At 62.6% G+C, this 14,745-nt stretch carries 13 protein-coding genes; 12 read left to right on the top strand and 1 reads right to left on the bottom strand.

Annotation, left to right across the window (positions count from 1 at the left end):
- The first annotated feature begins 60 nt into the window (after positions 1–60).
- Genes V6093_RS15810 through V6093_RS15800 form a run of 3 tightly spaced genes read left to right on the top strand, consistent with a single transcriptional unit; the run spans position 61 to position 2,517 of the window.
- Positions 61–1,080 carry an aminoglycoside phosphotransferase family protein gene (locus V6093_RS15810; protein WP_003255554.1) on the top strand — a complete coding sequence of 340 codons (1,020 nt, stop codon included), beginning with the start codon at positions 61–63 and terminating at the stop codon, positions 1,078–1,080.
- Positions 1,077–1,748 carry an N-acetylmuramate alpha-1-phosphate uridylyltransferase MurU gene (murU, locus tag V6093_RS15805; RefSeq protein WP_003255553.1) on the top strand — a complete coding sequence of 224 codons (672 nt, stop codon included), beginning with the start codon at positions 1,077–1,079 and terminating at the stop codon, positions 1,746–1,748. The genes V6093_RS15810 and murU overlap by 4 nt, the downstream gene beginning before the upstream one ends.
- 1 nt (position 1,749) lies before the next feature.
- Complete coding sequence (locus V6093_RS15800; protein ID WP_003255552.1) at positions 1,750–2,517, top strand: TerB family tellurite resistance protein; 768 nt, start codon at positions 1,750–1,752, stop codon at positions 2,515–2,517.
- A gap of 27 nt (positions 2,518–2,544) precedes the next feature.
- On the opposite strand, the gene V6093_RS15795 is transcribed toward V6093_RS15800, so the two are convergent.
- Positions 2,545–3,543, bottom strand: coding sequence for an alpha/beta hydrolase family protein (locus V6093_RS15795; RefSeq protein ID WP_003255551.1), 999 nt, complete (start codon positions 3,541–3,543; stop codon positions 2,545–2,547).
- 95 nt (positions 3,544–3,638) lie between these two features.
- On the opposite strand from V6093_RS15795, the gene V6093_RS15790 reads away from it, so the two are divergent.
- From V6093_RS15790 to trpE, 9 genes are all read left to right on the top strand, one after another.
- The gene (locus V6093_RS15790; protein WP_265978725.1) at positions 3,639–6,026 is read left to right on the top strand and encodes a PAS domain S-box protein; all 2,388 of its coding nucleotides are present in this window, start codon (positions 3,639–3,641) and stop codon (positions 6,024–6,026) included.
- Positions 6,027–6,033: 7 nt separating this feature from the next.
- Positions 6,034–6,666, top strand: coding sequence for a response regulator transcription factor (locus V6093_RS15785; protein ID WP_173401663.1), 633 nt, complete (start codon positions 6,034–6,036; stop codon positions 6,664–6,666).
- A 295-nt stretch (positions 6,667–6,961) separates the two neighbouring features.
- Positions 6,962–8,086 (top strand): ABC transporter ATP-binding protein, encoded by a 1,125-nt coding sequence (locus V6093_RS15780; RefSeq protein WP_003255547.1) that lies wholly within the window; start codon positions 6,962–6,964, stop codon positions 8,084–8,086.
- A gap of 40 nt (positions 8,087–8,126) precedes the next feature.
- Positions 8,127–9,161, top strand: coding sequence for an ABC transporter substrate-binding protein (locus V6093_RS15775; RefSeq protein ID WP_047603124.1), 1,035 nt, complete (start codon positions 8,127–8,129; stop codon positions 9,159–9,161).
- A 60-nt stretch (positions 9,162–9,221) separates the two neighbouring features.
- Positions 9,222–10,469 (top strand): ABC transporter permease, encoded by a 1,248-nt coding sequence (locus V6093_RS15770; RefSeq protein WP_010951751.1) that lies wholly within the window; start codon positions 9,222–9,224, stop codon positions 10,467–10,469.
- A 10-nt stretch (positions 10,470–10,479) separates the two neighbouring features.
- Positions 10,480–11,307: an ABC transporter permease gene (locus tag V6093_RS15765; RefSeq protein WP_003255542.1), complete on the top strand. Its 828-nt coding sequence runs from the start codon at positions 10,480–10,482 to the stop codon at positions 11,305–11,307.
- A 151-nt stretch (positions 11,308–11,458) separates the two neighbouring features.
- A complete protein-coding gene (rpe, locus tag V6093_RS15760; protein ID WP_003255539.1) occupies positions 11,459–12,133 on the top strand; it encodes a ribulose-phosphate 3-epimerase in 675 nt (224 codons plus the stop codon).
- A complete protein-coding gene (locus tag V6093_RS15755) occupies positions 12,130–12,948 on the top strand; it encodes a phosphoglycolate phosphatase (RefSeq protein ID WP_054888495.1) in 819 nt (272 codons plus the stop codon). The genes rpe and V6093_RS15755 overlap by 4 nt, the downstream gene beginning before the upstream one ends.
- Before the next feature lie 69 nt (positions 12,949–13,017).
- On the top strand, positions 13,018–14,499 hold the full coding sequence (gene trpE, locus V6093_RS15750; RefSeq protein ID WP_003255536.1) for an anthranilate synthase component I: 1,482 nt from the start codon (positions 13,018–13,020) through the stop codon (positions 14,497–14,499).
- Positions 14,500–14,745: the final 246 nt, after the last annotated feature.

Here is a 14,745-nt window from a genome sequence, read left to right as displayed (position 1 = left end):
AAGATGCTGGATAATAAAGCATGACCCGCTTGACGGCTAGGGCCGTCGGAGACCCTTGCAATGCCTGAACACGATGTACGCCTGCAACAACTGACGGTCTGGCTCGATGAACAGCTCAATGATCTTTTCCGTGACAACGCCTGGGGCGAGGTGCCTGCAGGCAGCTTGACCGCTGCCAGCAGCGACGCCAGCTTCCGCCGCTATTTCCGCTGGCAGGGCGCTGGCCACAGTTTCGTGATCATGGATGCGCCCCCCCCGCAGGAGAACTGCCGACCGTTCGTCGCCATCGACCACCTGCTGGCCAGCGCTGACGTCCATGTGCCGCTGATCCACGCCCAGGACCTGGAACGCGGCTTTTTGTTGCTTGGGGATCTGGGCACTCAGACATACCTTGACATCATCAATGCCGACAACGCCGATGGCCTGTTCGCCGACGCCATCGATGCCCTTCTGAAGTTCCAGCGTTTGCCGATGGACGCGCCGCTGCCCAGCTACGATGACGCCCTGCTGCGCCGTGAAGTGGAACTGTTCCCCGAATGGTACGTTGGGCGTGAGCTGGGCCTGACCTTCACCGATGCACAGAAGGCCACCTGGCAGCGCGTCAGCCAGTTGCTGATCGACAGCGCCCTGGCGCAACCCAAGGTGCTGGTACACCGTGACTACATGCCGCGCAACCTGATGCAGAGCACCCCCAACCCTGGTGTGCTGGACTTTCAGGATGCGGTATACGGCCCGGTCACCTACGACATTACCTGCCTGTTCAAGGACGCCTTTGTCAGCTGGCCGCAGGCGCGGGTCGAAGGCTGGCTGAGCGACTACTGGCAGCGGGCGCAGGCGGCTGGCATCCCGGTGCAGGCCGAGTTCGAAGCCTTCCACCGCGCCAGTGACCTGATGGGCGTGCAGCGGCACCTGAAGGTGATCGGCATCTTCGCCCGTATCTGCCACCGCGACGGTAAGCCGCGTTACCTGGGCGACGTGCCGCGTTTCTTCGCCTATATAAATGAAGTGATCGGTCGCCGGCCCGAATTGGCGGAGCTGGGTGAGCTGATTGCCGAGTTGCAGGCCGGAGCGCGTGCATGAAGGCCATGATCCTGGCTGCGGGGAAGGGCGAGCGCATGCGCCCGCTGACCCTGCACACCCCAAAACCGTTGGTCCCGGTCGCCGGCCAGCCGCTGATCGAGTACCACCTGCGCGCCCTGGCGGCAGCGGGCGTGACCGAAGTGGTGATCAACCATGCCTGGCTTGGCCAGCAGATCGAGGACCATCTGGGCGACGGTAGCCGCTTCGGCCTGAGCATCCGCTATTCACCTGAAGGTGAACCGCTGGAAACCGGCGGCGGCATCTTCAAGGCCCTGCCTTTGTTGGGTGAGGCGCCGTTCCTGCTGGTGAATGGCGATGTGTGGACCGACTACGACTTCGCGCGTCTGCAGGCTCCCCTGCAAGGCCTGGCTCACCTGGTGCTGGTCGACAACCCTGGCCATCACGGCCGCGGTGACTTCCGCCTGATGGGCGAGCAGGTCGTTGACGGCGATGACGCACCAGGCACGCTGACCTTCAGCGGCATTTCGGTGCTGCACCCGGCGCTGTTCGAAGGTTGCCAGGCGGGTGCCTTCAAGCTGGCACCGTTGCTGCGCCAGGCGATGGCGGCCGGCAAGGTATCTGGCGAACACTACCGTGGGCACTGGGTGGATGTTGGCACGCTTGAACGCCTGGCCGAGGCTGAGTCTCTGATTGGCGAGCGCGCCTGACATGTGGTGGCCAGGCACGGTGATTGGTGTGAGTGCCGGTTTTGCCGTTGCGAGCATACCGGGTGCCTTGCTCGGTGCGTTGCTTGGGCAGGCCATTGACCGCCGGCTGCGCTTGCAAGGCTGGGAAGACATGCGCGAACGCCTGGGTGGGCGCCCCGCATTACGCGATGACGAGTTGTTGTTCGTGATGCTCGGGCGTCTGGCCAAGTGCGATGGCCGGGTAGCCGAGCAGCATATCCAGCAGGCGCGTCAGGAGATGGTGCGCCTGGACCTGGCCGAGGCAGCCCGGCTGCGCGCCATCAATGCGTTCAACCGTGGCAAGGCGGGCAAGGACCGGCTTGGCGGGCACCTGCGGCGCATCAGTCAGCAGCCCCACGCGGCGGAAGGTACCTTGCGGGCCTGTTGGCGCATGGTCTGGGCTGACGGCAAGATGGGCAACAAGGAGCGTGAGCTGCTGCTCGACTGGGGGCAGAAGCTGGGCATGAGCCGACGCCAGGTGCAGGCTATGTCGCTGGAGTACGAGCCGCGCAAGGCCACGGGCGCAGAAAGCGTGCCCATGACCTACGCGGCAGCGTTGCGCTTGCTGGCGGTGGACGCAGACACCGACACCGATAAGGTCAAGCAGGCGTATCGTCGGCTTGTCAGTCGGCATCACCCGGACAAGCTGGCGGGTACTGGTGCCAGCGAGGCGCAGGTGCGTGAAGCGACCGCACGCACCCGTGAGTTGCACCAGGCCTATGCCATGATCCGCAAGCGGCGCGGCCTTTGACGCCCCGCCACAAGGATCAAGCCGAACTCAGCCCTGAGGGCTCATCCACCCCCGCACCCGGCGGAACAATTGCTCTTGTTCCGCCGCTTTGTTTGCTGGCATGGCAATCAATGACAATTGTCGGTACTGGCTATCCTTCTGCCGCTTGCTGGCCTGCAGCCGTTGCTGGGCTGCGTTGCGGTCAGCGCTGCGGGTGGCGTAGTAGATATCGGCCGTGGGTACCTTCAAGGTTGGGGCCAGGCTTTCCAGGTCCTGCTCCACCCGTGCAGGGGTCTGTGCAGCGACCATCACCAGTTTTTGTACCTGCGGTGGCTGCTTCTCGCTCAGGTAGCGCGCCGCCCAATATGCACCGCTACCATGGCCGATCAGTACGATGCTGCGGGCATTGTGTTGTTGGGCGAACGCCACGGCGGCATCCAGGCGGGCGAAGATGCGTTCGGCATCTGCCGGGTCGGCCTGCTCGCTGGCTTGTTCGGCATCGGTGCTTTCTGCTGTGTCGGCATCGGCCGCGGTGGCTTGGGCCACGTTGGCGTTGGCGTCGGCCGGTACGTCCTTGACCGGTGCGCTTTCGCCTTTGTCTGGCGCAGGCGCTGCCGGTGGTGTGGCTTCGACCCGTGCTTGCGGGCTGTCTGCGAGCAGGTCGGGCAGGCTTACGCTGAGGCTGTGCCAGCCGATATCCGGGAATTTTTGCCGCAGTGGGCCGACTGCATTTGGCCAGTCGGCCGTTTCGCCTGCACCGGGGACAATGATCACCGCCCCTTGCGGATCGTTGTCGTTGGCCGGCTTCCACAGGGCCAGGAAGCTGTCGGCACCGGCCTGCAGGGTCTGCTGCTCAGCCTTGGGCAGCAGCCGCTCCAGCGCCAGTGCATCCTCCTGGCTGCGTTCCAGCAAGGGTGGGCGTGGGGCCTCGGCAGCCGGTGCCATGGTATTTGCAGGTGGTTTTTCGGCATCGGCGGCCAGGGCGCCGAGTGGAAGGACCGAGGCCAGGCAGCACATTGCCAGCGTCGTGCGATAAAGTGTGGACATGAGTCAACCCAAGGCCAGAATGAAACCGGCAGCCTAATAGTATTTGCCCGTGACGGCCATGCTGCATGGCCGTCTTTGCCAAGTCGAGCGTATAGATGAAGCGAGTGCGTCGCCTGTTGGTTATCGGCTGCTTGTGGCTGCCCTTGATTGCCTGGGCCAAGCCCGAGGCAATGCCAACTGTGGTGCTGGAGCCTGACCAGCAGCAGTGGCTGGACACCCACCGCAGCCTGCGTGTCGGCCTGGTGTTGCAGGCGCCCTACGCCCAGTTCGACCGGCGTCTGCAGCAACTGTATGGGGCCAATGTGGAGCTGGTGAACAGCCTGGCGCAGGCGCTGCGGCTGGACCTCACCTGGCGTAACTTCAGTGACCAGGCCAGTTTGGAGCATGCCCTGCAAAGCGGCGAAATCGACTTCGCCCCTGGCCTTACCCAGACGCCAGCCAGCCTGCGCCTGTGGCTATTTAGCGACCCGTACATGCGCGTGCCACAGCTGGTGGTGGGGCCGCGCACCGGGGCCATGGCCGTGGAGCTGGAAAAGCTTGAAGCCGAGCAACGCGTGGCGGTGCGCATGCCCAGCCCGCTGGCGGATTACCTGCGCGGCAACTACGGCAACCTCAACCTGCAGGGGGTGCCCGACGATCGTGAGGCCTTGCAACTGGTGGTAGGTGGCCAGGCCAGTTTCGCCGTGCTGGATGAAGCGCAGCTCAGCCGCCTGTCGCGCGAGAGCGAGTTCGGTGAGCTGGCGGTGGTCGGCGATATTGGCCTGCCGCAGCTGTTGCGTATCGGTTCGCGGCGCGACTGGCCGCTGCTGGCCGATGTACTTGAACGTGGCTTGCAGGCAGTGCCGGCCAAGGAGCTGGAACAACTGCATCAGCGCTGGTTGCAGCCGAAGTACCCGCGCCTGAGCGAGTCGCCGGGCTTCTGGCAGAACATGGCCTTGCTGTTCGGTCTGTTGCTGTTGTGTGCCTTGGCCACGCTGGTGTGGCAACGCCGTCAGCAGCGCCAGCTGGAGCGCAGCCTGTTGGCCGCGCGGGAGAGCCTTGTTGAACGCCAGGTGCGCGAAGAGGCGTTGCGCCTGAGCCAGTTCGCCATCGATCAGAGCACCGTGGGTATCCTCTGGGTCAACTGGGACAGCCATGTGCGTTACGCCAACCATGCCGCCGAGCGCATGTTGGGCTACAGCGAAGGGGCGTTGCTGGAGCGGCCGCTGAGCGACTTCGAGCCGAGCCTGAACATGGACCGTTGGCTGGAGCTGTGGAAAGGGGCGCGGACAGGGGCGGGGGGTGTCGGTCAGTTTGAGACGCAATGCCGGCGGGCTGATCAAAGCTTGCTACCCGTGGAGCTGTCACTGAGCTTTCTGCGCTTTCGTGATTCCGAATATCTGGTGGTCTACCTCGCCGATGTCACTGAGCGCCACCGTGCCTTGGCGGCCCTTCGCGAAAGCGAGGCGAGGCTCAAGGGCATTGCTGGCAACGTACCAGGGTTGGTGTTTCGCCTGGAACGTGACCCAGCCGAGGGCGATCTGGAGTTCCCCTATATCAGTGAGGGTAGCGAGGCATTGGTGGGTTATGCACCCAGCGAGATCCAGCACCCGCAGATGGGCCTGCGCAACCTGGTGCACCCCGAGGACCGTGCTGATTATCACCGGGTGCAGGACCTGGCCCTGGCCAGCGACCAGGACTGGTCCTGGCAGGGGCGCATCCTCACCCGGCAGGGCGAACAGCGCTGGGCCGATATCAAGGCCAGCGCCCGGCATCTGGGCAACGGCCAGGTGGTGTGGGACGGTGTAGTCTGGGACATCACACAGGGCAAGCGGGCCGAGCTGGCGCTGGCAAAGTCCCAGGAGCAGCTGCGCGAACTCTCGGCCCACCTGGAGAGCGTGCGTGAAGAAGAAAAAGCCCGTATCGCCCGGGAAGTGCATGATGAGCTGGGGCAGATGCTGACCGTGCTCAAGCTGGAAGTGTCGATGTGCGAGCTGGCCTATGCCGAGCTGGACCCTGGCCTGAATGATCGCCTGGCGAGCATGAAACGCCTGATTGCCCAGTTGTTCCAGTTGGTGCGCGATGTCGCCACTGCCTTGCGTCCGCCGATCCTCGATGCCGGCATTGCCTCGGCCATCGAATGGCAGGCGCGGCGTTTCGAGGCTCGCACGCAAATCCCCTGTCTGGTGCAAGTGCCCGATAATCTGCCAGCATTGAGTGATGCCAAGGCCACCGGGCTGTTTCGTATCCTCCAGGAGGCGCTGACCAATGTGATGCGTCACGCCCAGGCGCACAGCGTAGAGATTGAGCTGGTACGTGAGGGCGGACAGTTGCGCATGACGGTCAGTGATGATGGCCAAGGCTTTTGCCGCGAGCAGACCCGGCCTACCTCGTTTGGCCTGGTGGGTGTTCGCGAGCGGGTGCTGATGCTGGGGGGGAGCATGACGCTGGAAAGCGAGCCGGGCGAAGGCACCAGCCTGAGTGTGGCCATTCCGTTGGAGTAGGAGAGCAATCGTGATTCGAGTACTGGTGGCCGAAGACCACACCATTGTCCGTGAAGGCATCAAGCAGTTGATTGGCCTGGCCAAGGACATGCAAGTGGCGGGGGAGGCCGGTAATGGCGAGCAGTTGCTCGAAACCCTGCGCCACACACCGTGCGAGGTGGTACTGCTGGATATCTCGATGCCGGGTGTGAACGGCCTGGAGGCGATCCCGCGTATCCGTGCGCTGCACGATGCTCCAGCGATCCTGATGTTGTCGATGCACGATGAGGCACAGATGGCGGCGCGGGCGCTGAAGGCCGGTGCGGCGGGCTATGCCACCAAAGACAGTGATCCGGCGTTGTTGTTGACAGCGATTCGTCGGGTGGCCGGTGGCGGGCGTTATATTGACCCGTCGCTGGCCGACCGCATGGTGTTCGAAGTAGGCCTCACCGAATCCCGGCCGTTGCACACATTGCTCTCGGAGCGGGAGTTTTCGGTGTTCGAGCGCCTGGCCCAAGGCGCCAACGTCAACGACATCGCCCAGCAGTTGGCGCTGTCGAGCAAGACCATCAGCACCCACAAGGCACGCCTGATGCAGAAGTTGAAAGTGAACTCGCTGGCGGAGCTGGTGAAGTACGCCATGGAGCACAAGCTGGTCTGATTGCGACATACGGGTGCCCGAAACTTCCCGAAGCCTCTGTGGGAGCGGGCATGCCCGCGAACGGGCCTGGCCTGCTGATCTCTATGGCTGAGCCGGCCTCTTCGCGGGCATGCCCGCTCCCACAGGTTTCGTGGTTGGCTCGCAAGGGCATGCCAATTCCGCCATCCTTGTAGGGCGATCCCTACAACAAATCTTCCATCCGGATGATGGCATTCTCTCAGTACCCCCGATTTTCGGGCGCTTGCGTCTCTTCTACTCTTTTGCCTACGCAGTCATCCAACAAGAAGGTGCAGGCATGAGCGAGGCGAAGTCGAACGCTGCAACCGGCGAAACGCTGGTCAGCTTCCGTGGTGTGCAGAAGAGCTACGACGGCGAGTCGCTGATCGTCAAAGACCTCAACCTGGATATCCGCAAGGGCGAGTTCCTCACCCTGCTTGGCCCGTCCGGCTCCGGCAAAACCACCAGCCTGATGATGCTGGCGGGCTTCGAGACCCCCACCGCCGGTGAAATCCAGCTTGGCGGCCGCTCGATCAACAACGTGCCGCCGCACAAGCGTGATATCGGCATGGTGTTCCAGAACTACGCGCTGTTTCCGCACATGACCGTGGCCGAGAACCTGGCCTTTCCGCTGACCGTGCGCAACCTGAGCAAGACCGATATCAGCGAGCGGGTCAAACGTGTGCTGAACATGGTCCAGCTCGACGCTTTCGCCAAACGCTACCCCGGCCAGCTGTCTGGCGGCCAGCAGCAGCGTGTGGCGCTGGCCCGGGCATTGGTGTTCGAGCCGCAACTGGTGCTGATGGACGAGCCACTTGGCGCGCTGGACAAGCAGCTGCGCGAACACATGCAGATGGAGATCAAGCACATTCACCAGCGCCTGGGTGTGACCGTGGTGTACGTGACCCACGACCAGGGCGAAGCGCTGACCATGTCTGACCGCGTGGCGGTGTTCCACCAGGGCGAAATCCAGCAGATCGCCGACCCGCGCACGCTGTACGAAGAGCCTTGCAACACCTTCGTCGCCAACTTCATCGGCGAGAACAACCGCATTAGCGGCACCCTGCTGGCCAGCGATGGCAAACGTTGCCAGGTGCAGTTGCCTCGCGGTGAGCGGGTCGAGGCGCTGGCGGTGAATGTCGGCCAGGCCGGCGAGCCGGTGACCCTGTCGATACGCCCGGAGCGCGTGCGCCTGAACGGCCACAGTGAAAGCTGCGTGAACCGGTTCTCTGGCCGGGTGGCCGAATTCATTTACCTGGGCGACCACGTGCGGGTGCGTCTGGAGGTTTGCGGCAAAGGCGACTTCTTCGTGAAGCAGCCTATTGCCGAGCTCGACCCGGCGTTGGCCGTGGGCGATGTAGTACCGCTGGGCTGGGAGGTGGAGCACGCCCGCGCGCTCGATCCGATTGCCGAAGCCCATTGATGGATTGCTTCACCAACCCTGTACTGTGGAGAGAATAATAATGCGCAAGCAGTTGAAACTGACCGCCCTGGCTTTGGGGCTGTTCACCGCTGGCCAGGCCATGGCCGCAGACCTCACCGTGATCTCGTTCGGCGGCGCCAACAAGGCTGCCCAGGTCAAAGCGTTCTACGAACCCTGGGAAAAAGCGGGTAATGGCAAGATTGTCGCGGGTGAGTACAACGGCGAAATGGCCAAGGTCAAGGCGATGGTCGACACCAAGAGTGTGTCGTGGAACCTGGTAGAGGTTGAGTCGCCAGAGCTGGCGCGCGGTTGCGACGAGGGCATGTTCGAAGAGCTAGACCCGGCCCTGTTCGGTAACGAGTCCGATTATGTGAAGGGCGCCATCCAGCCGTGCGGCGTAGGTTTCTTCGTTTGGTCCACGGTCATGGCCTACAACGCTGACAAACTGAAGACCGCACCCACCAGCTGGGCGGATTTCTGGGACACCAAGAAATTCCCTGGCAAGCGCGGCCTGCGCAAGGGCGCCAAGTACACCCTGGAGTTCGCCCTGATGGCCGACGGTGTGGCACCGAAGGACGTGTATCAGGTACTGGGCACCAAAGAGGGTGTGGACCGCGCCTTCAAGAAACTCGATGAACTCAAGCCCAGTATCCAGTGGTGGGAAGCGGGTGCACAGCCGCCACAGTTCCTGGCCTCTGGCGACGTGGTCATGAGCTCTGCCTACAACGGCCGTATTGCCGCTGTGCAGAAAGAGAGCAACCTCAAAGTGGTGTGGAACGGCGGCATCTACGACTTTGATGCATGGGCGATCCCTAAGGGTGCCAAGAACGTCGAAGAGGCGAAGAAGTTCATCGCCTACAGCGTTAAGCCCGAGCAGCAGAAGATCTACTCCGAAAACATCGCCTATGGCCCGGCCAACTCCAAGGCCGTGAGCCTGCTGTCGGACGACGTGAAGAAAGACATGCCGACCACGCCTGAGAACATTGCCAACCAGGTGCAGATCGACGTGGCGTTCTGGGCCGACAACAGCGAGCAGCTGGAGCAACGCTTCAACGCCTGGGCGGCGAAGAAGTAAACGTCCAGTGTGTGGGGCCGTAAAGCGGCCCCCAATTCAGCCTGTATTGCGGAGTTCGCCATGGCCATTGCAGTGCCCCTCAACGAAGGCGCAGGTCCAAGTCTCAAGCAGCGCCTCAAACACGCCGAGCGGGTCAACCGCTGGAAGGCGCAGGCGTTGATCGCGCCGCTGGCGCTGTTTCTTCTGCTGGTGTTCCTGGTGCCGATTGCGGCGCTGCTGTACAAGAGCGTCGGCAACCCTGAAGTGGTCGGCGGCCTGCCGCGCACGGTGGAAATCATCAGCCAGTGGGATGGCAAAAGCCTGCCAGGCGAGGACGTTTACAAGGCGTTGAGCCAGGATTTGGCCGAGTCGCGCAAGAACCAGACCCTTGGTGACCTCTCCAAACGCTTGAACATGGAGCTGGCCGGTTACCGCAGCTTGTTGACCAAGACTGCCCGTGCACTGCCCTTCAAGGCTGAGCCTGCCTCTTATAAAGAGGCGTTGCAGGCTGTCGACGAGCGTTGGGGCGACCCGGCTTATTGGCAGGCGATACGCCGCAATACCAGTTCGGTGACTTCTTTCTACCTGCTGGCCTCGGTGGACCATCGCATCGATGACCTTGGTGAGCTGGCCAAGGCCACCCCGGACCAGGCCATTTACCTGGACATTTTTGTCCGTACCCTGTGGATGGGGGTGGTGATTACCACTATCTGCCTGGTACTGGCCTACCCACTGGCCTACTTGTTGGCCAACCTGCCGACCCGGCAGAGCAACCTGCTGATGATTCTGGTGCTGTTGCCTTTCTGGACATCGATCCTGGTGCGGGTGGCGGCCTGGATCGTGCTGCTGCAGTCGGGCGGGCTGATCAACAGCGCGCTGATGGCCATGGGCATCATCGACCAGCCGCTGGAGCTGGTGTTCAACCGCACAGGTGTCTACATCTCGATGGTGCACATCCTGCTGCCGTTCATGATCCTGCCGCTGTACAGCGTGATGAAGGGTATTTCCCCGAGCTACATGCGTGCGGCGATCTCGCTGGGCTGCCACCCGTTCGCCAGTTTCTGGCGGGTGTACTTCCCGCAGACTTACGCCGGTGTTGGCGCCGGTTGCCTGCTGGTGTTCATCCTTGCCATCGGTTACTACATCACCCCGGCGCTGCTAGGTAGCCCCAACGATCAGATGGTCAGCTACTTCGTCGCCTTCTACACCAACACCAGCATCAACTGGGGCATGGCCACCGCACTGGGCGGGCTGTTGCTGCTGGCGACCGTGCTGTTGTACCTGATCTATAGCTGGCTGGTCGGCGCCAGCCGTCTGCGCCTGAGCTGAGGAGCCTGTCATGCTGAGCCCATACATGTCGCCCGTGGAGCGGGTCTGGTTCTACAGCCTGCGTATTCTCTGCGGCTTGATCCTGCTGTTCCTGATCTTGCCAGTGCTGGTGATCGTGCCGCTGTCGTTCAACAGTGGCAGCTTCCTGGTGTACCCGCTGCAGGGCTTCTCGCTGCAGTGGTATCAGGACTTCTTCGGCTCGGCCGAATGGATGCGGGCGTTGAAAAACAGCATCATCGTTGCCCCAGCGGCCACGGTGCTGGCCATGGTGTTCGGCACGTTGGCGGCCATCGGCCTGACCCGTGGCGATTTCCCCGGCAAGTCGCTGGTGATGGCGCTGGTGATCTCGCCCATGGTGGTGCCGGTAGTGATCATCGGGGTGGCCAGTTACCTGTTCTTCGCTCCTCTGGGCATGGGCAACAGTTTCACCTCGCTGATTCTGGTGCATGCGGTACTGGGTGTGCCGTTCGTCATCATTACCGTGTCGGCGACGCTACAGGGGTTCAACTACAATCTGGTGCGTGCGGCGGCCAGCCTGGGAGCCTCGCCTCTGCTGGCTTTCCGCCGGGTGACCCTGCCGCTGATCGCGCCCGGTGTCATCTCGGGCGCCCTGTTTGCCTTTGCCACCTCGTTTGACGAGGTGGTGGTGACGCTGTTCCTCGCCGGGCCGGAACAGGCAACTCTGCCGCGGCAGATGTTCAGTGGTATTCGCGAGAACCTGAGCCCGACCATTGCCGCGGCGGCGACCTTGCTGATTGCGTTCTCGGTGTTGTTGCTGCTGACCCTGGAATGGTTGCGTGGGCGTAGTGAGAAGCTGAGGACTCAACAGCCGGCTTGATGATGGGTTGCCTGTGCATGCCTCTTCGCGGCTAAAGCCGCGAAGAGGCATGCACAGGTTGCGCTGGTCGACACCAATTGATACCAATCAGCCTTCATCGCTTTCCCTGAGTTACAATGCGCGCCACCGTGACTCTGCCAACAGGTGCGCCATGCAGCCCTACGCTATTGCCCCCTCCATTCTCTCTGCCGATTTTGCCCGCCTGGGTGAGGACGTCGACAAGGTATTGGCTGCGGGTGCAGACATCGTCCACTTCGATGTCATGGACAATCACTATGTCCCCAACCTGACCATCGGTCCGATGGTTTGCACCGCTCTGCGCAAGTACGGCGTTACTGCGCCGATCGACGTGCACCTGATGGTCAGCCCGGTTGACCGCATCATTGGCGACTTTATCGAAGCGGGTGCCACCTACATCACCTTCCACCCTGAAGCCACGCAGCACATCGACCGTTCGCTTCAGCTGATCAAGGATGGTGGTTGCAAGGCCGGCCTGGTGTTCAACCCGGCCACCAGCCTGGACGCCCTGAAGTATGTGATGGACAAGATCGACATGGTGCTGCTGATGAGCGTCAACCCAGGCTTCGGCGGGCAGAAGTTCATCCCCGGCACCCTCGACAAGCTGCGCGAAGCGCGTGCGCTGATCGACGCCAGTGGCCGTGATATCCGTCTGGAGATCGATGGTGGCGTGAACGTCAACAACATCCGCGAGATCGCTGCCGCTGGCGCCGACACCTTCGTGGCCGGCTCGGCGATCTTCAACGCCCCGGACTACCAGGAAGTGATCGCCAAGATGCGCGCCGAACTGGCCCTGGCCCGCCCATGAGTGGCTTCGAGCAGCTGTTCCCGGGGGCGCTGCCAAGGCTGGTAATGTTCGATCTGGACGGTACCCTGATCGATTCCGTGCCTGACCTGGCCGCCGCTGTGGACCGCATGCTGCTCGAACTGGGGCGCCCGCCTGCTGGCCTTGAGGCAGTGCGCCACTGGGTTGGCAATGGCGCCCAGGTGCTGGTGCGCCGCGCGTTGGCGGGCGGCATCGACCATGCCGACGTGGACGATGCGCTGGCAGAACAGGCGCTGGCGCTGTTCATGGACGCTTATGCCGAAAGCCATGAACTTACCGTGGTCTACCCCGGTGTGCGCGACACCCTGCGCTGGCTGCGCAAGCAGGGCGTGGAGATGGCGCTGATTACCAACAAGCCTGAGCGCTTTGTTGGCCCACTGTTGGACCAGATGAAGATCGGTAATTTCTTCCGCTGGATCATTGGTGGCGACACCCTGCCGCAGAAAAAGCCCGACCCGGCGGCGTTGCTGTTCGTCATGCAGATGGCCGGTGTCACCCCGCAGCAGTCCCTGTTTGTCGGTGATTCGCGCAGTGACGTGCAGGCGGCCAAGGCGGCTGGCGTGCAATGCGTGGGCCTGACCTACGGCTATAACCATGGCCGGCCGATCGACGACGAATCCCCCAGCCTGGTAATCGACGACCTGCGCGCATTGCTGCCCGGTTGCGCAGACCCGGCCACTGGGATAACGTTGGCGGACCTTCAAGCCTCACAAGACAGAGAGTCCACCGTGGCGGTTACTGGCAAATTCTGGATGAAAGTCATCAAGGCCTTGGCCCGTTGGCGTTGGCGCGCCTGACTTCAGCCTGCCGGCGTGTGCCGGCCCGTCCGTTTGCCTGACCTATTGCTGCTTGCCACGAGACCACTCATGAACCGCGAAGAATTCCTGCGCCTGGCCGCTGCCGGCTACAACCGTATTCCCTTGGCCTGTGAAACCTTGGCCGACTTCGACACGCCGCTGTCGATCTACCTGAAACTGGCTGACCAGCCCAACTCGTACCTGCTCGAATCGGTGCAGGGCGGCGAGAAGTGGGGCCGTTACTCGATGATCGGCTTGCCATCGCGCACCGTGATGCGTGTGCATGGCTACCATGTCAGCATCCTGCACGATGGCGTCGAGGTGGAAAGCTGCGAGGTCGAAGACCCGCTGGCATTCGTTGAAACCTTCAAGGACCGCTACAAAGTTGCCGATATCCCCGGCCTGCCGCGTTTCAATGGCGGCCTGGTTGGCTACTTTGGCTACGACTGCGTGCGTTATGTAGAAAAGCGCCTGGGCGCCAGCCCCAACCCAGACCCGCTGGGCGTACCGGATATCCTGCTGATGGTGTCCGACGCGGTGGTGGTGTTCGACAACCTGGCGGGCAAGATGCACGCCATCGTGTTGGTCGACCCCGCTGAAGATCAGGCCTTCGAACAGGGCCAGGCACGTCTGCAAGGTTTGCTGGAAACCTTGCGCCAGCCAATCACCCCACGCCGCGGCCTGGACCTGAGCGGCCCGCCGGCGGCCGAGCCGGCGTTCCGCTCCAGCTACACCCGCGAGGATTACGAAAACGCCGTCGGTCGTATCAAGGAATACATCCTGGCCGGGGACTGTATGCAGGTGGTGCCGTCGCAGCGCATGTCGATCGACTTCAAGGCTGCGCCTATCGACCTGTATCGCGCGCTACGCTGCTTCAACCCGACGCCATATATGTACTTCTTCAACTTCGGTGACTTCCATGTGGTCGGCAGCTCGCCCGAAGTGCTGGTACGTGTCGAGGACAACCTGGTCACCGTGCGCCCGATTGCCGGTACCCGCCCGCGTGGTGCGACCGAAGAGGCCGATCGTGCGCTGGAAGACGACCTGCTGTCGGACGACAAGGAAATTGCCGAGCACCTGATGCTGATCGATCTGGGCCGCAACGATGTCGGCCGTGTGTCTTCGACCGGCAGTGTGCGCCTGACCGAGAAGATGGTGATCGAGCGTTACTCCAACGTGATGCACATTGTTTCCAACGTTACCGGCCAGCTGCGTGAAGGCCTGACGGCGATGGATGCACTGCGGGCGATTCTGCCGGCTGGCACCTTGTCGGGTGCGCCCAAGATCCGCGCGATGGAGATTATCGACGAGCTGGAACCGGTCAAGCGTGGGGTTTACGGCGGTGCTGTCGGCTATTTTGCCTGGAACGGCAACATGGATACCGCAATTGCCATTCGTACTGCGGTGATCAAGGATGGCGAGCTGCATGTGCAGGCCGGTGGCGGCATCGTTGCCGACTCGGTGCCGGCGCTGGAATGGGAAGAAACCATCAACAAGCGCCGGGCGATGTTCCGTGCAGTGGCGTTGGCAGAGCAGACTTCCGCCAGATAAATTGATTGGGGCTGCTGCGCAGCCCATTCGCGGGTAAACCACGCTCCTACAAGGTTGTGTAGGAGCGGGTTCACCCGCGAAAGGGCCGGGCCTGCTGGCCAATTTCTACCTGCCGTTCACCGTTGCCGCCGCCACCGTATTCGCGGGTAAACCCGCTCCTACAAGGGATGCGCAAGCCTCAGGCATACCAGGCCGTCGTAGGAGCGGGTTCACCCGCGAATGGGCCGGGCCTGCTGGCCAATTTCC

The sequence above is a fragment of the Pseudomonas putida group bacterium ESBL64 genome, assembly GCF_045277175.1.
GTDB lineage: Bacteria > Pseudomonadota > Gammaproteobacteria > Pseudomonadales > Pseudomonadaceae > Aquipseudomonas > Aquipseudomonas alloputida.
Note: the sequence above shows the minus strand (reverse complement) of the source record. Positions and strands in the feature narration are given on the sequence as shown.